This is a genomic window from Ruegeria hyattellae (assembly GCF_041537925.1).
Lineage (GTDB): Bacteria > Pseudomonadota > Alphaproteobacteria > Rhodobacterales > Rhodobacteraceae > Ruegeria_C.
This window is the reverse complement of sequence record NZ_JBGOSH010000005.1, coordinates 24,665-44,642: the sequence shown is the minus strand read 5'-3', so window position 1 is coordinate 44,642 and position 19,978 is coordinate 24,665. Positions and strand designations below refer to the sequence as shown.

Sequence of the window (19,978 nt, the reverse complement as noted above, 5' to 3'; positions counted from 1 at the left end):
ATGGGTTTTCTCGATATCGACAACACAACCAAGTCCTATGGAACTGTCGAGGTGCTGCATAAGGTCGACATTTCCGTCGAGGAGGGCGAATTTCTTGTCCTTGTTGGCCCGTCCGGCTGCGGCAAGTCCACGCTTTTGAATATGATCGCGGGACTGGAAGAAATCACCAGTGGCGAGATCCGGATCAAAGACGGTGTCATGAATGGGGTCCACCCGTCCAAGCGCAACATCGCGATGGTGTTCCAGTCCTACGCGCTCTACCCCAATATGACCGTGGGCCAGAACATTACCTTTGGTCTGGAGATGCACGGCATCCCCAAGCCCGAACGCGAAAAAGCGATGACAGAAGTTGCTCAGCTGCTCCAGATCGAGCCTTTGCTGGATCGCAAGCCCGGGGCCTTATCCGGCGGGCAGCGTCAGAGGGTTGCGATGGGGCGTGCGCTGGTTCGCAATCCCGATGTCTTTTTGTTTGATGAGCCGCTTTCGAACCTTGATGCCAAACTGCGCGTTGACATGCGCACCGAGATCAAAAAGCTGCACCAGAAGCTCGGCACCACCATCGTCTATGTGACCCATGACCAGATCGAGGCCATGACCCTGTCCACCCGCATTGCGGTCATGAACGGCGGCTATGTCCAGCAATTGGGCACGCCGCAGGAGATTTATGACACACCCGCCAATATCTTCGTGGCGACCTTCATGGGTTCGCCCGCAATGAACGTGGTCCCTGCCAATGTCGCCATGGAAAACGGCCGACCAGTGGCGCAGGTTGCAGTTCACGACGGCACGTCATGCGCACTGCCCTTTAGCCAAGACAATATGGCTGGGTGGGAAGGCAAGGACATCCTGCTTGGCATCCGACCTGAGACGATCACGGATGAGGACGCGGCAGATCGCAAATCCGCCAACATCGCGCAAATGACCAACCGGATCGTGGTCACTGAACCAGCTGGGTCTGATACATTCGTGACGATGACCCTTGGCGGCAAGGACGTGATTGCGCGCATGCGCTCTGACGCCGAAGTGAACCCGGGCGCGGACTTCACCTTTGCGGTGAACATGGAAAAGGCCGTGGCCTTCGACCCCAAGACCGAGACCCGGATTGCACCCTGATGTACCCAGACGTCATCATTATTGGATCTGGCATGGGAGGGGCGACGCTGGCGGCAGCACTTGCCCCCTCTGGACGCCGGATCCTCATCCTTGAACGAGGAGAACAATTGCGCCCATCCCAACATGACCGGGATGCCGCCGCGATTTTTGGGGATGGCGTGTTTCGCTCTGATGAGACGTGGCTTGATGGGACGGATACCGCATTCAGCCCGGGCAATTACTATAACGTCGGCGGCAACTCGAAGTTTTATGGTGCAGCCTTGATCCGGTACCGCGAAGCTGATTTTGAGCCGACCCAGCATGACGGTGGCACGACGCCGGGTTGGCCCATAGCCTACGCGGATCTTGAACCGGACTATCAGGCAGCGGAGCAGCTATACGCGGTCCGTGGTGAGTTGGGCGAGGACCCGTCGGAGCCTGCGCATTCCGGCAGTTATCCATACGGAGCCGTCCCCGACGAGCAAGACATCGCGGACCTCCGCGAGCGACTGAAAGCCGCTGGCCTGCACCCGTCTTCCATCCCATTGGGTGTGAACCTCGCAGATTGGCTGGCGGGGGGACAGACGACTTGGGATGCCTACCCCAACACCTGCGGCGGCAAAATGGACGCCGAAACCTGCGGTCTAAAACTGGCATTGGCGCATCCCAATGTAGAGCTTCGCACAGGCTGTCGCGTCACCGCGCTTACGACCGGGGCTGGGGACCGCATCGACAGCGTTGTCATGCAGACAGAGGGTAAGTCGGAGACCATGACGGCCCCAATCATTGTGGTCGCTACGGGGGCGGTGCAAACGGCGGCACTGTTGCTGGCATCAGCAAATGACAACTGGCCCGCGGGGTTGGCGAACGGTTCAGATCAGGTCGGACGAAATTTCATGAACCACAATTGCTCGGCGGTTCTGGCTTTGCACCCTTTCCGCCGTAACCGCGCCGTCTATCAAAAGACGCTGATGTTCAACGATTATTACCTGGGCTCCGATGGTCAGCCGCCATTGGGGAATGTTCAGATGCTAGGCAAGATCACCGCGCCTATCCTCGCGGCCAATTCGAAGTTGCCTGTATGGGTGGCGGGTTGGGTCGCTGCGCGCGGATTTGATTTTTACGCAATGTCTGAAGACCTGCCGAACCCCGATAGCCGGGTCACGCTGATGGACGGGCAGATCAAGCTTGATTGGAAACGCTCCAATTGGGTGGCGCATCAGCACCTTGTGGCGCAGCTCAAAAAGGTGCTGCGCCGCGCGGGATTTCCGATCGTCCTCTCGCAACCCTTCGACCGGCGGACCCCGTCGCATCAATGCGGCACGGCGCGGATGGGGGCCGACCCAAAGGCAAGCGTCGTTGATACGTTCTGCCGAAGCCACGACCACAAGAACCTGTTCATTGTCGATGCGTCCGTTTTGCCCACATCGGCAGCTGTAAACCCGGCACTTACCATCGCGGCGCTCGCGCTTCGGGCAGGGCGGCACATATTGGAAACGGAGCTTGCTCCGTGACTGACAAAGGATACGATTTCATAGTGATTGGGGGCGGTTCAGCTGGATCGGTGATCGCCGCCCGGTTGTCTGAAAATCCCGATGCGCGCGTGTTGCTGCTTGAGGCGGGTGGCAGTGACCGACATCCGTTTTTCCACTTTCCTGCAGGTTTTGCGAAAATGACCAAGGGGATTGGGTCATGGGGCTGGTCGACCACGCCGCAACGCGCGATGCAGGACAAGGTTTTCAATTATACACAAGCCAAAGTGATTGGTGGCGGGTCTGCGATTAATGCGCAAATCTATACGCGAGGGGCAGCGCAGGACTACGACGAGTGGCGGCAAATGGGCTGTAACGGCTGGAGCTACGCGGACGTTCTGCCCTACTTCAAAAAGTCTGAGGATAACGACACCTACGATGGCGAATTTCACGGCAAAGGCGGGCCGATGGGCGTGTCGCAGCCCGCTGCGCCGTTGCCTATCTGTGACGCGTTTATCGCCGCGGCAGGGCAGGTCGGCATACCTGAGACGAAAGACGTAAACGGTGCCAAACAGGACGGCGCGGGGTATTACCAACTAACCCAACGCAATGCGCGCAGATCTTCGGCGGCAATGGCGTTTCTGTCCCCTGCCAGATCGCGCGCGAACCTGACCATACATATGCAGGCACAAGTGCGTCGGGTCACGGTCGAAAATGGCCGGGCCACTGGGGTCGAAATGGCTGATGGCACCAAGATAACCGCTGATCGCGAGGTGATTTTGTCATCGGGCGCCATTGGGTCACCGCGGCTGCTGCTCCTGTCTGGCATAGGCCCCGCGGATGAGTTGAAGGCGCTTGGCATCAAGGTGGAATTTGACCATGCGGGAGTGGGGGCCAACCTGCAGGACCACCTCGACCTCTATGCAATTTGCGAAGTCACTGGTCCGCACACTTATGACCGCTTTGCCAAACTGCATTTATCAGCCATTGCCGGACTGCAATATCTGTTCACGCGCAAAGGCCCCGTAGCGTCGAGCCTGTTTGAGACGGGCGGGTTTTGGTACGCGGATGAAAACGCACGCTCCCCTGATATTCAATTGCATCTGGGTCTTGGAACTGGGATCGAAGCTGGCGTAGAGGCCATGCCAAATGGCGGGGTGACGCTGAACGCGTGTCATTTGCGCCCACGCTCACGAGGGTCTGTGCGCCTGCAAAGCGATAACCCTGCGGATATGCCGCTGATCGACCCCAACTACCTGTCCGACCCCTACGACAGACAGATGTCGATCAGAGGTTTGAAACTGGTGCAAAACATCCTGAGCCAAGACGCGTTGAAACCCTACGTTTTGGCGGAACGCTTGCCCGGGCCGGACGTGCGCACGGATGAAGACTATTTCAACTTCATCTGCGTTCACTCCAAGACTTCGCACCATTGCGCCGGCACCTGCCGAATGGGCAGCGATGCCGACGCGGTGCTCGATCCACGTTTGCGGTTCAGGGGTATCAACGGCCTTCGGGTCGCTGACGCCTCGATCATGCCGAAGGTAAATTCATCGAACACCAATGCACCGTCGATCATGATTGGCGAAAAAGCGGCCGACATGATCAAACAAGATCAAGGAATGACACTATGATCCGCCATATCGTCCTGACTAAATTCAATTCCGAGACGCCCGAAGACAAGATCGCCTCCATCTATGCGGGGTTGTCGGCACTGGCTGACAAGTTGCCCGGTGCGCAGAGTTTTGTTGGCGGGCGCTCGGAAAGCCCGGAACAGATTGAGCGCGGTTATATGCATGGCTTCGTCATCGATTTTGACAGCTGGGACGCGTTAAAAGGTTACGCCGAGAACGAAGAACACCAAGCCTTGGGTGGCCAGCTTGTAGCCAATGCCATCGGCGGGATAGACGGAATTCTGGTGCTTGATCTGGACGTCTAGAGGCAACCCTGCCTACCAGAGCCGAACGTAATAAGAGGACATGGTGGCGAAATGAAAGATCGACCCACAATCCTGGATGTTGCGAAACAGGCAGGTGTGTCAAAATCGACCGTCAGCCTTGTGTTGCAAGGGTCACCTGCCGTGAAGGAGGCCACCCGCATCTCCGTTCGCGAGGCTATGGCCGAGATAGGCTATGTCTATAACCGCTCCGCGGCGACGTTGCGGTCGTCGTCCTCTGGCTTGATCGGGTTGGTCATCAATGATCTGCGAAATCCGTTCTTCACCGAATTTGCAACGCTCTTTCAAATGGAGCTTGCCCGCAATGGCTTTGCGACTGTGTTAGCTAATTCCGACGAAGATCCGGAGCTGCAATCGCGCATGATATCATCGCTGGTGGAACATGGTGTATCCGGCTTCATTATATCGCCCAGCTATGGCGGCGAGCAGGAGGCGCTTGCGGTATTGAGCGCCTCCAATACGCCGACGCTGCAAGTGTTCCGCTCCTTGAAATCGGGTGATCCCCAATTTCCATTTGTCGCACCCGATTATGATCGGGGCGGGCGACTCGCAGCCGAGCACCTTCTGGAGATGGGATGCAAGCGGATCGCGTTTCTGGGCGGGCTTGAGGGCCGCGCCGTGACCGAGGAACGCATGAGCGGATATCTATGCGTGCTGGCAGAAACTGGGATGGAACCCATTATCCTGACCGGGCAAGCGACACGCGCGTTTGGCAAGGCCACGACAGCCAAGCTGCGGTCGGAATATCCGGAGGTGGATGGGGTGATTTGCTTTAACGATCTTGTTGCCTTGGGCGTGTTGTCAGCCGGTTCGGAACTTGGCGTCAAGATTGGCACGGACCTGCGTGTTGTGGGCTTTGACGACATCGAAGACTGCCAAGACTGCCACCCACCTCTGACCTCTGTCAGCTGCAATATTCCCGACTTTGCGAAATCAACGGCGGAGCAGATTTTGGCTTGGGTCAAAGACGGCAAAGTCCCAAATGTGACCGAGCGCAGCCCGGTTGCACTTATGAGGCGGGCGTCGAGCGGCGCCTGAGTCTTTGGATATGGAAGCTGGGACAGATAGTAGGTTTTTGTGGCCACAAAAAATGGAACGTTCCAAGCGGGCGCGGATGATAGGAGACGGACTATGACAGAAGTAAGGGTTGCAGTTTTGGGCGCATCTGGCTGGATGGGCAGGGTGCACACGATGGCCTACCAGACTTTTCCCCATTTCTTTGGTGACGGTGGCGGAACCGCTCGGGTAGTTGCACTAGTCTCCGCCAATCCGCAGGCTGCACAGGAACTGTCCTTCCGTGCCCCCGGCGCGAAACTCCTGCCTACGTGGCAGGACGCCGTAGCCGACCCTGACGTGGATCTGATCGACATCTGCTTGCCGGACAATCTGCATTACGAAGTGGCGAAAGCGGCGTTACTCGCTGGAAAACATGTCTTTTGCGAGAAGCCCTTGGCGGACACTGCTGCGCAGGCGCGAGAATTGGCTGATATCGCCCATGAAAAGGGGCTGATCACCCGCGTCGGTCATGCCTTCCCGCGCAATCCGGTCCATGACCTCGCAAAGGAGATCATTGATGCTGGCGAAATAGGTGAGATCAAACTGTTCAAGGGCTGCCAACATGTGGACATGTATGGCGACCCGCTGGCCCCGTATATGTGGCGCGCCAATGGCGATCTCGCGCCCACAGGCATTATCGGTGACACCGGCAGCCATGTGTTCAGCTTCATGGAGTTCTTAGTCGGCAAAGTGAGTTCACTGATCGCAGACAACTTCATCGTTACCGAAAAGCGCCCGGTGGTGGATGGTGTCGGCTACGGCGGAGAAACGGCGCTGACAGGTGACGAGCAATGGTCCGATGTGACCAATCCCGACGGGTCCAACATCCTGTGCCACTTTGCTAATGGCGCACGCGGTCTAATTGATTTCAGCCGGGTCGCCACCGGGCGCAAATTCATGCAGACCTATGAGGTCTACGGCACCAAGGGCAGTCTGGCTTACACCTATGACGAGGTAAACAGGCTGCGCTTCTATTCCAACGATGACGAAGTTGGCCGGCGCGGATACCGTGAGATAGACGTGGGCCCCGAACACGAGACCTATCGCGCGTTTCTTCCGCTTCCGAATTTTTCGCTTGGCTACAATGAAAGCAAGATCATCGAGGTGGCCGAGGTGGTGAAATCAATCGTCTCGAACCAGCCGATGTGGCCGACATTTGAGACAGGCCATCACATTTGCCAAATCGTGGATGCCTGTATGGACTCTTCCCGTCAGAGAGCCTGGGTCGAGATCACATGACCCGTAGTTCAGTCGCAAAGAAGATTGACCGATGAGTCTGTCAGTTCCCCAACATATTCTTGACGCGTTGACCGATGTGACCATGCCGCGTCTACCGAGTGAGCCCGCCGCTGTGGATCATCAAGAGGTCGCAGGCTTTGACATCCCGGTGTTCCGCTGTGGGAGTCTGGTCATCGGTAGCGGGGCCGCCGGTTTGCGCGCTGCCGTAGAGATGAAGCGTCGCGGCGTTGATGTCGCCATCATCAGCCAAAGCGCCTGGGGCGGCACTTCAGCGTGTTCGGGGTCGGACAAGCAGACGTTACACACGGCCAATACCAAGGATCGAGGTGACAACTTCCAGGCCATGGCAGCCTCGATCCGGGCGGGCGGGGCCATGGACGAAGACACCGCCTATATCGAAGCCGTCGGTTCCATCCGGGCTATGGCAACCTTGCAATATCTGGGCCTGCCGCTGCCGCAAGACGAACTGGGAGGCACGCTGCGTTATCAGACGGACCATGACGAGGTCGGGCGAGCCACGTCCTGCGGGCCGCGCACCTCGCGTCTGATGGTCAAAGTTCTGGCCGAGGAAGCACTGCGTCTGGACATCCCATTCTATAACCACACGACCGCAGTCAAAGTGCTGACCGAGGGGCAGGGCGATCAGGCTCGCGTTGTCGGGGTGCTAACGATCCGGCCCAAGACGAGCACCAAGGCGAACCCTTACGGTTTGGCGTTGTACCAGTGCGCCGCACTCGTATTTGCCGCCGGCGGCCCCGGCGAGCTTTATCGCGACAGTGTTTTTCCGAACGGTTGTTTCGGTACCTTGGGGCTTGCGCTTGAAACAGGTCTTGAACTGGTCAACATCACCGAAAGCCAGTTTGGCATCGGCACACGGCGCGAGGGGTTCCCTTGGAATCTTTCGGGCACCTATGTGCAGGTGATCCCGCATATTTATTCGCTCGACTCAGATGGCAATGAGCACCATTTCCTCGCGGACTATTATCGCACCACGCAGGAGATGGCATCGAATGTCTTCCGCAAGGGATATCAATGGCCCTTCCACGCGAGCCGCATGCTGGAATACCAATCCAGTCTGATGGATCTGGCGATTTTCCGCGAAAGCCAAAAGGGGCGGCGGGTCTATCTGGATTTTGACCGCAACCTTTTGCCTGTTCCCGAGGATAAGCCGTTTAGTCTGGATCGCTTGGATGACGACGTGGCGGATTATCTGAAGACAGCCGGTGCAGACCACGACCTGCCTATCGACCGATTGCGCCACATGAACCCGCTCGCGATTGAAATCTACAAACGCTACAAGGTTGATATCACTTCAGATCCGCTTGAGTTTGCAGTGAACAATCAGCACATGAATGGTGGCATCGCGATCGACACTTGGGGTCGCTCGAATATCGCCGGGATCTATGCGGTCGGTGAAGCAGCAGGCACCCATGGCGCAACCCGCCCGGGAGGGTCTGCGTTGAATGCAGGTCAGGTTTTTGGCACACGCGTCGCCGAACATGTCGCGGCCAGTGGTCGCGCAAATGCGCCATCAACCACAGATACTGCCGCACAATCGCTGTCAGCAGTTCGCGAAATCAGCGCCGCGCTGAACGTTCAAAGCCAACAAACTATCAAGGATATCCGCGCAGAGGTGCAAACTCGGATGAGCGACCATGCTGGAATCCTGTGTACGGCCAAGGACGTGGGGCAGGCGTATGTAGAGGCCCAGCGGCTTAATGCGGCGATCCGCCAAGACGGCATATCGCTCGCGCGCAATAGTGAAGCGGGCCGCGTCTTGCAATGGCAGCAAATGGCGCTGGCCTCGGAAGCAGTGCTTGCGGCGTTGGATTTCTATATCTCTGCCGGCGGCGGCAGCCGCGGTGCCCGCGCCATTTGCGATCCTGAAGGGACATCCTTGCCAGAGGCGCGGACGGGGTTCCTGCCAGAGGTTCGTTTCCGCCCCGAACGCGACGAGGATAAAGGCTCTCAAATTCTTGTGCGGTTGGATGGTGATGAACTGGTCATAACCACCCGCGCGATCCGGTCGTTCGACGAGGATGCCAAGTCCTTTTTCGAGCGCGACTGGCCTGCGTGGCTGACAGGCGGAATCTTTGATCTGGCTGATACCGACGACCAGCCGTGCTGACGTTTCAGTAAAAAAGAACTTCGCTACCGGTGAGGTGATGATCGAGATGGTAATCATCGGGGATGACACCTAACGCACCAAGCCGTTCGGGTCAGGTTAATTGTCGAAATGCCCTGGATGTCTTGTTCTCGTGGGGAAACACCTACGTGCCTCCTCGGGTGCGCGTTGAGAGCAGACCTTTAGCAGAACTCCACATTCTTCGGTTAACCAGTCCGGATGTGTGCGTCTTCATTGCGGTCACCCAACGGCCGCCAGTGCGATACGAGACCAGCAGAAGCTGAACGGATCCCGAGTGCATTCGACTTGTCGCGCAGAATTGTGGCACCTTTGAAACCTGGATCAGCAAACGCAAACTTCGTACGCGTTTTGATCGAGGGTTTGGGATGGATGAAATTTGACCAAGCATCCCATGCCAGCAAAAAGAGAGCCAGTGTAGCTGAAAACGACCGACAAACAGCGCTCAGTCAGCCGTTGTCCATACACTACTCGACAGTATCACCCCAAACTCGCACTCGCCGCACTTTCAGGCAGTTCCTCGTCAAAGCAGCGCTGGTAGAACTCGGCTACGGTCTGACGCTCCAACTCGTCGCATTTGTTCAGGAAGGACAGCCGGAACGCATAGCCGACATCTCGGAATATCTCGGCATTTTGGGCCCAGTTGATCACGGTCCGGGGGCTCATCACCGTTGACAGGTCACCATTCATGAAGGCAGTCCGGGTCAGGTCCGCCACTGTCACCATCTGGCTAACGATCTTGCGGCCCTTCTCGGTGTTGTAATGCGGCGCTTTCGACAGGACGATCATCGTTTCGGCGTCATGGCTGAGATAGTTCAGCGTTGCCACCAGCGACCAGCGGTCCATCTGCGCCTGGTTGATCTGTTGGGTGCCGTGATAGAGCCCCGTGGTGTCTCCCAGACCGACGGTATTCGCAGTCGCAAACAGGCGGAAATTGGGGTGCGGCGTAATGATCTCGTTCTGGTCCAGCAGGGTCAGCTTGCCGTCATGTTCCAGCACCCGCTGAATGACGAACATCACATCTGCGCGGCCGGCATCATATTCGTCGAACACGATGGCGACGGGGTTGCGCAGTGCCCAAGGCAGGATGCCCTCGTGGAACTCGGTCACCTGCTTGCCGTCGCGCAGCTTGATGGCGTCCTTGCCGATCAGGTCGATCCGGCTGATATGGCTGTCGAGGTTGACCCGCACAGCAGGCCAGTTCAGACGCGCGGCAACCTGTTCGATATGGGTCGATTTACCGGTGCCGTGATAACCCTGGATCATCACCCGGCGGTTATGGGCAAAGCCCGCGAGGATCGCCAGCGTGGTGTCGGGGTCGAACTTGTAGGTGGGGTCGATCACCGGCACCCGGTCGCTGCGTTCGGCAAAGCCTTTCACAACCATCGGCGTGTCGATGCCGAACACCTCACGGACCGAGATTTCTTCGGTTGGTCTTGCGTTGATGTCGATTGCGCCGTCAGCCATGCCCGTGGTCCTTATCCTCTGCCCCGCTCCGGGGTCCGAACCCGCCTGTCGTGCAACATAATGCAGACAAGGGCAAGGGGCAGCGGCGGTCAATTTCCGCCGCCGCCGCTTTCAACTGGTGCTATCGGCGGTAACCCTGCCATTGCGCCGATCACGGTACGCGCGGTGGGTCCTGTGGTTGCAGGCGGCCCTGCAGGAAGGCCTCCATTCTGTGCAGGGCAGACAGGACCGCATCAAACGAATACCCGAACAGGAAGCAGGCCAGAAAGATCAAGGTTGGATTGCTCTGCTCGTTGATGGAGAACACGTTTGCCGGGATAAACAGCATCGAAAGGGTCATCGCCGCAAAGGCCCCGAACAGGATGCGCAGGAAAGCGCGGGCCGGGCCCAGATCGGACAGCGCAGGTGTCAGCACACGCACCAGACAGAACAGCGCTGCCCCGAGCGAGCCATAGATCATCGGCAAGGCAAAGCGATTTGCCTGCGATATCTTGGATTTCAGTTTTTCAGCTGCTTGCAGCAATTCGAGACTGGAAACGATGTGATCGCCAGGGTTCGATAGCGGATTGCGACCGGTCTTTGTCGATATCTGGCGTACGATTTTCAAGAACCCGTCATGTTGCGCCAGCGCAATCTCGACCAGCGGCCGCCGCTTCTCGGTTTCGGCCAATGGGGCGATACTGACCTGGCTCGGGTCAGATGATGCATTGACGTTGACAGTCTCCGCATATGCGGTGACCTCTTCTGTAGCACGTTCGACCTTAATGGTGGTTTCCACGACTTCATCCGTCGAAACCTCTGATTGTGATGCAGCCTCGAAATCGACAGGGTTGACCTCGATCTGTTTCGCGTTGATCGCTTCAGTGCCGGTTGTGGGTTGTCTGGTCCGGTTCTGCGCGCCAGAAGAGCCGGACAGAAATAGCTTGGCGGGAAGCCCGGTGAACACTTCGCGCGTTGAGATCAGTATATCGAAACGCTGCAGCGCCCCGGCGCTTTCCTTGCGCAGCGAATTCTCCTGATAATGATAGGCCTTGAGCCGGCTCATTGTCTCGTTGAACAGTTTCTGCGCGGGCGCGTTTGAGCCGGGGTTTGAGGTTTGTTCGCCATTGGATTCGATGGCTCTTGCAACCACAATAAGATCGCGCACCTCTTCGTGGATATCGGTTGCGATGTGGTCTCCGAGGCGCGCCAGCAATTGATTGGCGGTGAATGTCCAGTGGGTGTAATGCATCGCGAAGATGAACAGTAAAATCGCGATCCCCGGCAGGACCCAGCGTTGCCAAAACCACGGCCAACTTCGCCTTAACCGACCATACAGGTTGGGCAGCCAGGCCGTCCAATGTGTGTCAGGTTCTTCCTCGTTACTAGGGCGACGATACCGGGATGAAGCACCGCTGATACGGACGGGTGGGTCGCCGTCAAGGATCCGGGTCAGCGTGTAGTCATCGATATCGCGGCAGCTATCGCGCATCGCTTTGCGGAGCTCTACAAGATGAGCGGCCTTGACCTGACTGGGATTGCCGTCAAACGGCGCAAGCGCATCAATGAGCTTGTCAGATTTGTCGCCTCCGCGCCCGGTCAACATGCAATAAGTGCGGGTCGCGCGCGCCGCTGTCAAAAGATCGCGAACCTCGGGTTTTTCCGTCAAATTCATGAAAACCTCCGCTCAGTTCTGGACACCCTCCACCCAGCCGTCGTCGGTCAGGCACCAGCAAGGGTCTCCGGGCCATCCGGTATCCTGAGGCAGGCACCATTGGTCAGTCGGCAAGATACAGGCACCGATCGGATAGGACTGGGCAAGAACTGGCGTACTGCCAGCGGCTATTGAGCCAAGAAAAATGGCCAGATACAAAACATGTTTCATCAGGGAACCCCTGGTAAAAGTATCTTCAAAATATGCGTTAAGCTACCGTACGTTGCGATTTTTTGCAAGTTGCCACCTAAATGCGAACCCGTGCGACCCCGAGCAACCAGTATGCCGCAACGCCCGATGAGTCCCCTGAACGGCGTCAATTGCTCGCGCCGGTCGCCCTTGATCTGGTCGCGCGCTCAAAGAAATCGTTGCCTGTGTTTTCTCCGAAAGCAGTGACGGTAATTATCTCTGCCAGCATCAGAACTTTGCCGATTCTGATCAGGCCCGCGCGGCATAGGTCTCGATGACACTCGCCACCGCAATCGCCTTTTCCGCAAGCTCCGGCGCCGTGTCCTGTGCCAAGGCAAGTTTCTCAATTCTGCTGTAAAGCGCCGTGGAAGTGTAGAATTCATAGACCGTGATGTTGCCCGGATGCTCCCAAAACGCGGTGATCCAAATGGATTCATTCCCCGGTCGGCATCCTTTGCACCAATCGCTCCACAAACGCCGAACCAATGTCGCGTCGGGTGTTGCCGCGATCTGGTCCAGCAGGTCGCCCAACGGCCAACCTGCAAGCGCAAACATGCACAAGGTGTCATCCAAGTATTCGGTGTCCCGTTCAATCTCGCGTCTCAGGAAGGCGCGCTGAAACCGATCCAGAACCTGCCATTCGTCGGGTGACCAGTTTTCTGGGTTACCTGTTTCAAAGCGGTTCAGGCTGACTTCCAGTCCGACAGCGGCAACCTCTTCATCAACCGCCAGAATCTCAAGTATGCGGGGCAGAAGATAGCCCCACGTGGCCTTGGCAATCCCTTGAGGATCATAGGCCGCAAAATACCAGTCCTGAACATAATGCAGCGGCAATTCTTCGATCGGGGGCCCAAAAAAATCGGCTTCGATCTCTGCCTCCATGCAACAGCCTTCGCAAACTTCTATGCGCGTTGGCTTTGGGTAGGTGAATACACGATACGCATCTCTGACGATGTCGGAGAACGGATGATCCTGCTTTATCTTCGCCTGAAGCGGTTTTTGTTGTTTGCGCGCCATTGGGCTATTTCCCGAAAGGCATAATAGGATCCGCCGCTGCGCGGGATACCAATGTGACAGGTGGCTCCCAGCTGCGAGCAGACCTTACTTGAAGTTCCGGCTGTCTTTGATCTGATCCCAGGCCCAGACCACTTCCTGCAGCTGTTCTTCTTGACTGCGGTCGCCGCCATTCATGTCCGGGTGCAGCACCTTGATCAGCTTCTTGTATGCCTTGCGCACATCGGCCTTGCTCCAGTGATCCTGCGCTTCCAGAATCTCCACTGCGCGCCGCTCGGTAGGGGGTAGGCGTTTGGTGCCGGTCGATCCGCGACCGGGGTTCTGCGTGGCATTGGCCCCCAGCACCTGATGCGGGTCCTCAATGCCCAACCGCGCCCAGGCCTTGGCCTCGGGGTCACCCATGGGGCGTGTCTTGCGTTCCCAGACCTTGTCCTTGGACATCTGGGCGTTCAATTCGGCCTCGGTGGTGCCGTCAAAGAAATTCCATTTCTGGTTATACTCGCGCACATGCTGCTGGCAGAACCAGAAGAAATCATCCAGAACATCCGGCGCCTTGGGCGCGCGGAACTTGCCGGCCTCCTGACACCCCTCATGATCGCATAGGCGCATCGATGTCTCGGACGCGCCGGACATGCCACGCCGCCCGCGCGGATTCTTCTTCTTGGCAGAAGACACAGACATGTCGAAACCAAACGGATCGGATTTTGACATCAGGGGCACCTTTCGAACACGGCTTCACGACTCGGAGGCAGCAGTTTAATCCAAGTGACGGAAGATAGAAGAGGGAGCGGCAATTATTTTGCCGACTGGCGAAAGATGACCATAACCGACGAAATCCGCAACAGCCTGCAACAGGCGTTTTCCCCGCGAGAGCTGGAGGTGGTCGACGATAGTGAAAGCCACCGCGGTCATGCCGGATTCCGAGAGGGCGGGCAATCGCATTTCAACGTGCGCATCCGGGCGCAGGCCTTTGCCGGTCAGTCCCGCATCGCCCGTCACCGAGCCGTGCACGCCGCTTTGGGTGACATCGTGGGGCGCATCCATGCGCTGGCGCTGGATATTGACGTCTAAGCGGGTCGCTGCCCGGCTCAGCTCTTCGAAGAGCCGCCGTCGCCACTTTCCACTACAGGCTGGGTCACCAGAGGCGGCGTGCGCACGGCACCGTCATCCTCGGAGCGTTTCAATGGCGGGTCATTGACCTCTTCGGCAATCGGGGCTGGCGCGCGCGACGCCTCGGGCGTGGCCTCCGGGCCGGGGATCGGGCGCGCGATCGCGACCCCGTCAGCGTCATGTTTCGGCGCCTCCAGCGGCTGGGTCAGCAGCACCGCGCGCTCGTCTTCGGCGTCGATCAGCCGGCGGAACACCAGCACATTGCGCCAATTCGTGGTCGACCCGGTCAGACCGGCCTTTTCCTCGCTGGGCAGCAATTCGGCCCGCTGATACTCCCAGCCCTCCGCAGCCTGCAGGTTCAGCAGTTCTTCGACGGACAGCGCAAACCGTCCCTCTGGCGTCTTGACGCCTTTTGCCTTTGTGCCCTTTGCGGGGGCGGGGACAACTTTGTACTCGTAGCGGGCCATGACATTCTCCGGTTGCCGGAGCGGTGTAGCAAGATTGCCCCCGCACGAAAAGTCCTGCCGTTGCGCGCTAACGGCCATGCCCCCGGTTTCGCCTGTTCGCCGCAACATGCGCGAAACACCGCCCGTTGCGCCCCCGATCCCGCCCGCCCAAAGCGCAACAGGTGATTTTTCAATGCTTTTCGCCTAAACAGGAGCCGGGTCGAGCGGACCCGGATTATCAGAAAGACCTTGTTCTCATGAATTACACCCCCTTCGCAGCCGCCCTTCTGATCGCAACACTGGGTGGTTGCGACACCAGCCCTCCTTCCGGCGCCGCAAGCTATGGCCCGCCCGAAGCCTCGGGCCTCGTCGCCGCAAGGCCTTACCCGGATGCGGACGGCACCTGTCAGGTGATCGGAGAAAACGAGCTGACCGTCGAATATCTCGGCGACGCCTCGGTCCTGGTCGGCTGCCCGGTAGTGGAGACCGTGCTGATCGAAGAGCGCCTCTCCGAAGGCGCGACCCAGGTCGATACGATCGGTGAATGGGTGTTGCTGATGGTGCCGACGGGGTGAGGTGGACCTGCAACCCCTCGAGTGGGCCGGTCGATCAATCGGGCAGACCGGCCATTTTCAACCCCGAGATCAACTGATCAAGTTCTTCCTGTCGCCGCCACATGTTTCGATACCCGGTGGTTAGGTGTTCGACCGTGTCGGCTGCAACGGCGACGCCACGGCTTGCAAGCTCCTCGCGCCGATGTCGGACAAATGATTTCAGCGCGACGCGCGCTTCCTCGATCCGCCCGGAATGCGCATATGCCGAAACAAGAAACGCCCTGCCAATCGAGTTGAGAAGCGCTTCGCCGATCAACCGCGCGATGGTTTCGTCATAGCGGCCCAGAAAAAAGCAGATCTGCCCCATTATCCAGTCGAGAGCAGGGGGGTGTAACGGGTCCAGCCGCATCGCCTCGGCGACAACTTTTTCCGCCTTTTGGTGATGCCCCAACAAAAGAAACCCATACCCACACCACGCCATCGATTCCGCTTCGTTGACTATCTGCGACAATGTTCTGTCGAACTGGGTTTCCGCCTGAGACCACAGGTGGGCGCAAAGATAGGCATATCCCATCTGGTCCTGGATATAGACATCGCGATTATCAAGTGTCGCGCCTTTTCGGGCGATTTCCAGCGCCATATCGGCGGCCTCGGCCTCGGCGTCGGCAAGACCGAGCCAGATGTCAACAACATAAGTATCCGCCAAGTACATGTAAACGCGTGCATATTCCGGGTCCAGTTCAAGTGCTCTCTCAAGCAGTTGCCGCGCCTTGGCGTTATCTTGTGCGTTCAACCCATCGCGCAACGCCTTGGCCTTCAACAGCAATTCGTTCGCGCGCATGTTCTCTGCAGGTTTTGATGACACCCGATCAGCCACGTCGTGCTGAACACGTCCGGGCAGCACCGCAATGATATTGCGCGCGACCTCGTCCTGAACTGCGAAGACATCCTCCAGTTCGCGATCATATCGCTCGGCCCAGATTTGATTTCCGGTTTCAGCTTCAACCAGTTGAGCGGTGATCCTGATGCGCTTTCCGGAGCGGCGTACGCTGCCCTCCAGCAGATACTGCACGCCAAGCTTTGCACCGATTTCGCTGGCGGTCAGGTCTTTGCCCTTGAGGCTGAAAGCCGATTTCCGGGCTACCACAAACAAGGTTCGAAACCGGGACAGACCGGTGATGATTTCTTCCGAAATCCCATCGCTGAAGAATTCCTGATCGTCGTCGCCGCTCATGTTGGTGAAAGGCATTACCGCAACAGAAGGCTTGTCTCTTGCTGCAGTTGTTGCCGTTGGGGTCACATTGCCAGACGGCTCCCACTTATAGAGCTTGATTGGTCTTGTGAGGTTCTTAAGATTCTGCAGCCCCTGGTCAACAAATCGCTCACCAAGCTTGTTCGCCAAGCTGTCATAGACGATCGAAGAAATGCAGATGCCGCCTGATTTGGCCTCCGCTTCCAGTCTGGCGGCGACATTGACCCCGTCGCCATAGATGTCGTCGCCTTCGACGACGACATCTCCCAAGTGAACACCTATGCGCAGGCTTAGTCTAAGTGAGGTCGCAGCCAACTGCTGTTGAATGTCGACGGCGCAGCGGACGGCCTCCTGAACAGAAGCGAACTCGACCAATGTACCGTCTCCGATCAGTTTGACGATACGGCCATTGAAACGACGCACAGCAGGGTCGAAAACCTCTTCCCGATGGGACTTCAATCGCGCCAGCGTGACCTCTTCATCGGTGGCCATCATATTTGAATATCCGACGACATCGGCCGCCAATATCGCGCTTAATCTTCGCTCCACACACGGGACTCCGGAAAAGGAAGGTGCTTCTAAAGCAGTTACCGCAAAAACGGTGCTCTGGGGAGTCGGTTCGATTCTGAAGGGTCCGTACCCGACCTGCGAACCAACCCGTCCGTGAAAGATAACGAGATGCTACGGGCACAGGATCGGGCCGTGGTGGCTCATAACCGTTTGCTGTCACGCGGTTTTGCCGAAGATTTTCAGAATCCGCCTCTCAGCAGATCTAAAGGCCCGTCCCAGCCTGCCGGTCTCATACTCCTGGCGGACAGGAAGGCATTCCGGCGCTTTCAGTCTCAGTCCCAGTTTGTCTGCGACCTCAGCCCTCGCCTGCGCATATTGCGCGATCTGTTCGCGACTGAATCCCGGTGCCCGGTACTTTGCGCCTGGCAGGGCCATAATCCGGTTCACCTCTTCGGGATCTCTGTTTGGGCTCCCAAGTGGATATTGCCGATTGTATTCATATAGCGCCTCGACTGCGGCATGCGAGATCGACTGGTTCGCAATAATTTCGTCGCCGCCCAATTGGGTGAGCGTCGGGAGGCCGAAGGTTGACAGAAAGGTATCGCAAATTCCCATCTGAATGGCGTCTTCGAAGCGAATGAACGTGGTGTTGTCAGGCCCGAACACGTCGGCGACCCGCAAGGGCATCTCTCGGATTCGCCTGAGCGCGAGGGTGAAGTCGGTGGGCTCTGTTGCAATCCCGGCCTTAGCCATCTCCTGGCTGTTGGACGAGATCCAGCTATCGAGTTCACGGTAGAAAAAAACCGCATTCACAGTGCCGTAGGGTGTCAGGAAACCCCTCAATGCCCGCATTTCCGAAGGTTGAAGCATTGACAGCCGTTCGCTTGAGATAACGATGGTATGTCTTTGGCATCGGGTCAGCCGGGAGCGCAAATCAGCCAAGGTTTGCTGATCGCGCAGCCGGATTTGCTCGGCGTTCAGCTTTGACTGTCTGTTCCAGACAAAGCGCATGGGGTCGTTCAGGAAGGCGGAGTAGAGGTTCCGATAAGGCCCGCCGTGACCGATAAATCGGATGCCACCTGCTCTGAGCAAAGGTCGGTGCTTTGCAAAGTTTTTCTGTAGTGATGTCGAGCCGGTTTTGTGAATGCCCATATGAAGCAGGATCGTGGTTTGGTCCGGGGCTAGCTCACTCTGGGTCACCCTGCCTTACCCCCCTAGCTTCTGTGCCACCAATTGGTTCACCGCCTTTGGGTTGGCCTTGCCGCCGGTGGCTTTCATCACCTGACCCACGAACCAGCCCGCAAGTTTCGGGTTCACCTTGGCCTTTTCCACCTGCGCCGGGTTGGTGGCGATGATCTCGTCCAGGGCGGCCTCGATGGCGCGGGTATCCGTGACCTGTTTCATGCCGCGATCCTCGACGATCTGAGCCGGGTCGCCGCCTTCGGTATAGACGATCTCAAAGAGGTCCTTGGCGATCTTGCCCGAGATCGCGTCGGACGCGATCAGGTCGATGATCCCGCCCAGTTGCGCGGGCGAAACCGGGCTGTCGGTGATCTCGTGATCTTCTTTTTTCAAACGGCCAAACAGCTCGTTGATGACCCAGTTCGCCGCCAGTTTGCCGTTGCGGTCCTTGGCCACGTCCTCGAAATAGGCGGCGGATTCCACCTCGGCCGTCAGCACCGAGGCATCATAATCGGTCAGGCCGAAATCCGTGATGAACCGAGCCTTTTTCTCGTCCGGCAGTTCCGGCAACCCAGCGGCGATGTCATCGACCCAGGCCTGTTCGATCTCCAGCGGCAAGAGATCGGGGTCGGGGAAGTAGCGATAGTCATGCGCCTCTTCCTTGGATCGCATCGAGCGCGTTTCGCCCTTGTCGGGATCATAGAGCCGGGTTTCCTGATCGATCTTGCCACCGCCCTCGACAATCGCGATCTGGCGGCGGGCCTCGACCTCGATGGCCTGCTGGATGAAGCGCATGGAGTTCATGTTCTTGATCTCGCATCTTGTGCCGAGATGCGAGAAATCCTGCGTTTCCTGATATTTCTCATACGTGCCAGGCAGGCAGATCGAGACGTTCACATCCGCCCGCAGGTTGCCGTTCTGCATGTTGCCATCGCAGGTGCCCAGATAGCGCATGATCTGGCGCAGCTTGGCGATATAGGCGGCGGCCTCTTCGGGGCCGCGAATATCGGGGCGGCTGACGATTTCCATCAGGCATACACCGGTGCGGTTGAGGTCGACGAAGGACATGTTGGGGTCCATGTCGTGGATCGACTTGCCGGCATCCTGCTCCATGTGAATGCGTTCGATCCGCACCAGGCGCGCGGTGCCGTCGCCCATCTCGACCAGCACTTCGCCTTCGCCCACTATAGGGTGGTAGAGCTGGGAAATCTGATAGCCCTGCGGCAGGTCGGGATAAAAATAGTTCTTGCGGTCAAAGGCTGACTTCAGGTTGATCCCGGCCTTCAGCCCCAGCCCGGTGCGCACCGCCTGTTCCACGCAGTATTCGTTGATCACCGGCAGCATGCCTGGCATGGCGGCGTCCACGAAGGCCACGTTGGAATTGGGCTCCGCGCCGAACTGCGTCGAGGCGCCCGAGAACAGCTTGGCGTTGGAGGAGACCTGCGCATGCACTTCCATCCCAATCACCAGTTCCCAATCGTGCTTGGCTCCGGCAATGGTTTTGACTTTGGGCGTGTCGTAGGTCAGGTCCAGCATGGGTGCGCCTTTTGTCCGCATCAGATTCGACCCGCCTTCTAGGCCCGGCTCGGGCCATGGGCAAGA

18 protein-coding genes are annotated in these 19,978 nt (G+C 58.0%); 9 read left to right on the top strand and 9 right to left on the bottom strand.

The window, feature by feature from the left end:
- From AB1E33_RS13540 to AB1E33_RS13510, 7 genes are all read left to right on the top strand, one after another.
- A complete protein-coding gene (locus AB1E33_RS13540; RefSeq protein ID WP_372577813.1) occupies nt 1–1,113 on the top strand; it encodes an ABC transporter ATP-binding protein in 1,113 nt (370 codons plus the stop codon).
- Nucleotides 1,113–2,606, top strand: a complete 1,494-nt coding sequence (locus tag AB1E33_RS13535; RefSeq protein WP_372577812.1) for an FAD-dependent oxidoreductase — start codon at nt 1,113–1,115, stop codon at nt 2,604–2,606. Before AB1E33_RS13540 ends, AB1E33_RS13535 begins: the two co-directional genes overlap by 1 nt.
- Nucleotides 2,603–4,198 (top strand): GMC family oxidoreductase, encoded by a 1,596-nt coding sequence (locus AB1E33_RS13530; protein WP_372577811.1) that lies wholly within the window; start codon nt 2,603–2,605, stop codon nt 4,196–4,198. Before AB1E33_RS13535 ends, AB1E33_RS13530 begins: the two co-directional genes overlap by 4 nt.
- Entirely contained in the window at nt 4,195–4,503 is a 309-nt protein-coding gene (locus AB1E33_RS13525) for a Dabb family protein (protein WP_372577810.1), read from the top strand. Before AB1E33_RS13530 ends, AB1E33_RS13525 begins: the two co-directional genes overlap by 4 nt.
- Nucleotides 4,504–4,554: 51 nt before the next feature.
- Nucleotides 4,555–5,559 (top strand): LacI family DNA-binding transcriptional regulator, encoded by a 1,005-nt coding sequence (locus AB1E33_RS13520; protein WP_372577809.1) that lies wholly within the window; start codon nt 4,555–4,557, stop codon nt 5,557–5,559.
- Between the two features lie 93 nt (nt 5,560–5,652).
- Nucleotides 5,653–6,816: a Gfo/Idh/MocA family protein gene (locus AB1E33_RS13515; protein WP_372577808.1), complete on the top strand. Its 1,164-nt coding sequence runs from the start codon at nt 5,653–5,655 to the stop codon at nt 6,814–6,816.
- A 31-nt stretch (nt 6,817–6,847) separates the two neighbouring features.
- Nucleotides 6,848–8,944, top strand: coding sequence for an FAD-binding protein (locus AB1E33_RS13510; protein WP_372577807.1), 2,097 nt, complete (start codon nt 6,848–6,850; stop codon nt 8,942–8,944).
- Nucleotides 8,945–9,439: 495 nt separating this feature from the next.
- On the opposite strand, the gene cobS is transcribed toward AB1E33_RS13510, so the two are convergent.
- From cobS to AB1E33_RS13485, 5 genes are all read right to left on the bottom strand, one after another.
- Nucleotides 9,440–10,426 (bottom strand): cobaltochelatase subunit CobS, encoded by a 987-nt coding sequence (gene cobS, locus AB1E33_RS13505; protein ID WP_372577806.1) that lies wholly within the window; start codon nt 10,424–10,426, stop codon nt 9,440–9,442.
- A gap of 151 nt (nt 10,427–10,577) precedes the next feature.
- The gene (locus tag AB1E33_RS13500) at nt 10,578–12,080 is read right to left on the bottom strand and encodes a hypothetical protein (RefSeq protein ID WP_372577805.1); all 1,503 of its coding nucleotides are present in this window, start codon (nt 12,078–12,080) and stop codon (nt 10,578–10,580) included.
- Between the two features lie 12 nt (nt 12,081–12,092).
- The gene (locus tag AB1E33_RS13495) at nt 12,093–12,290 is read right to left on the bottom strand and encodes a hypothetical protein (RefSeq protein ID WP_372577804.1); all 198 of its coding nucleotides are present in this window, start codon (nt 12,288–12,290) and stop codon (nt 12,093–12,095) included.
- A gap of 267 nt (nt 12,291–12,557) precedes the next feature.
- On the bottom strand, nt 12,558–13,190 hold the full coding sequence (locus AB1E33_RS13490) for a hypothetical protein (protein WP_372577803.1): 633 nt from the start codon (nt 13,188–13,190) through the stop codon (nt 12,558–12,560).
- Between the two features lie 219 nt (nt 13,191–13,409).
- Complete coding sequence (locus AB1E33_RS13485) at nt 13,410–14,033, bottom strand: DnaJ domain-containing protein (protein WP_372577802.1); 624 nt, start codon at nt 14,031–14,033, stop codon at nt 13,410–13,412.
- A gap of 105 nt (nt 14,034–14,138) precedes the next feature.
- Between AB1E33_RS13485 and AB1E33_RS13480 the strand changes: the two genes are divergently transcribed.
- On the top strand, nt 14,139–14,393 hold the full coding sequence (locus AB1E33_RS13480) for a BolA family protein (protein ID WP_372577801.1): 255 nt from the start codon (nt 14,139–14,141) through the stop codon (nt 14,391–14,393).
- A gap of 17 nt (nt 14,394–14,410) precedes the next feature.
- Here AB1E33_RS13480 and AB1E33_RS13475 read toward each other — a convergent pair whose 3' ends face one another.
- On the bottom strand, nt 14,411–14,899 hold the full coding sequence (locus tag AB1E33_RS13475) for a DUF4177 domain-containing protein (protein WP_372577800.1): 489 nt from the start codon (nt 14,897–14,899) through the stop codon (nt 14,411–14,413).
- A 236-nt stretch (nt 14,900–15,135) separates the two neighbouring features.
- Here AB1E33_RS13475 and AB1E33_RS13470 point away from each other — a divergent pair, with 236 nt between their 5' ends.
- Nucleotides 15,136–15,453 (top strand): hypothetical protein, encoded by a 318-nt coding sequence (locus tag AB1E33_RS13470; RefSeq protein WP_372577799.1) that lies wholly within the window; start codon nt 15,136–15,138, stop codon nt 15,451–15,453.
- 34 nt (nt 15,454–15,487) lie between these two features.
- On the opposite strand, the gene AB1E33_RS13465 is transcribed toward AB1E33_RS13470, so the two are convergent.
- The 3 genes from AB1E33_RS13465 to gatB form a co-directional block, all read right to left on the bottom strand.
- Nucleotides 15,488–17,233, bottom strand: coding sequence for an adenylate/guanylate cyclase domain-containing protein (locus AB1E33_RS13465; RefSeq protein ID WP_372577798.1), 1,746 nt, complete (start codon nt 17,231–17,233; stop codon nt 15,488–15,490).
- A gap of 177 nt (nt 17,234–17,410) precedes the next feature.
- Nucleotides 17,411–18,394 (bottom strand): hypothetical protein, encoded by a 984-nt coding sequence (locus tag AB1E33_RS13460; protein WP_372577797.1) that lies wholly within the window; start codon nt 18,392–18,394, stop codon nt 17,411–17,413.
- Between the two features lie 6 nt (nt 18,395–18,400).
- Entirely contained in the window at nt 18,401–19,912 is a 1,512-nt protein-coding gene (gene gatB / locus AB1E33_RS13455; RefSeq protein WP_372577796.1) for an Asp-tRNA(Asn)/Glu-tRNA(Gln) amidotransferase subunit GatB, read from the bottom strand.
- Between the last annotated feature and the right edge of the window lie 66 nt (nt 19,913–19,978).

Excerpts from the sequence above, each read along its gene's own strand:
- AB1E33_RS13495 (WP_372577804.1), bottom strand. The coding sequence starts at position 12,290 with ATGAAACATGTTTTGTATCTGGCCATTTTTCTTGGCTCAATAGCCGCT.
- AB1E33_RS13525 (WP_372577810.1), top strand. The coding sequence starts at position 4,195 with ATGATCCGCCATATCGTCCTGACTAAATTCAATTCCGAGACGCCCGAA.
- AB1E33_RS13475 (WP_372577800.1), bottom strand. The coding sequence starts at position 14,899 with ATGGCCCGCTACGAGTACAAAGTTGTCCCCGCCCCCGCAAAGGGCACA.
- AB1E33_RS13500 (WP_372577805.1), bottom strand. The coding sequence starts at position 12,080 with ATGAATTTGACGGAAAAACCCGAGGTTCGCGATCTTTTGACAGCGGCG.
- AB1E33_RS13480 (WP_372577801.1), top strand. The coding sequence starts at position 14,139 with ATGACCATAACCGACGAAATCCGCAACAGCCTGCAACAGGCGTTTTCC.
- AB1E33_RS13520 (WP_372577809.1), top strand. The coding sequence starts at position 4,555 with ATGAAAGATCGACCCACAATCCTGGATGTTGCGAAACAGGCAGGTGTG.
- AB1E33_RS13485 (WP_372577802.1), bottom strand. The coding sequence starts at position 14,033 with ATGTCAAAATCCGATCCGTTTGGTTTCGACATGTCTGTGTCTTCTGCC.
- AB1E33_RS13490 (WP_372577803.1), bottom strand. The coding sequence starts at position 13,190 with ATGGAGGCAGAGATCGAAGCCGATTTTTTTGGGCCCCCGATCGAAGAA.
- AB1E33_RS13470 (WP_372577799.1), top strand. The coding sequence starts at position 15,136 with ATGAATTACACCCCCTTCGCAGCCGCCCTTCTGATCGCAACACTGGGT.
- AB1E33_RS13515 (WP_372577808.1), top strand. The coding sequence starts at position 5,653 with ATGACAGAAGTAAGGGTTGCAGTTTTGGGCGCATCTGGCTGGATGGGC.
- AB1E33_RS13510 (WP_372577807.1), top strand. The coding sequence starts at position 6,848 with ATGAGTCTGTCAGTTCCCCAACATATTCTTGACGCGTTGACCGATGTG.
- gatB (WP_372577796.1), bottom strand. The coding sequence starts at position 19,912 with ATGCTGGACCTGACCTACGACACGCCCAAAGTCAAAACCATTGCCGGA.
- AB1E33_RS13535 (WP_372577812.1), top strand. The coding sequence starts at position 1,113 with ATGTACCCAGACGTCATCATTATTGGATCTGGCATGGGAGGGGCGACG.
- AB1E33_RS13540 (WP_372577813.1), top strand. The coding sequence starts at position 1 with ATGGGTTTTCTCGATATCGACAACACAACCAAGTCCTATGGAACTGTC.
- cobS (WP_372577806.1), bottom strand. The coding sequence starts at position 10,426 with ATGGCTGACGGCGCAATCGACATCAACGCAAGACCAACCGAAGAAATC.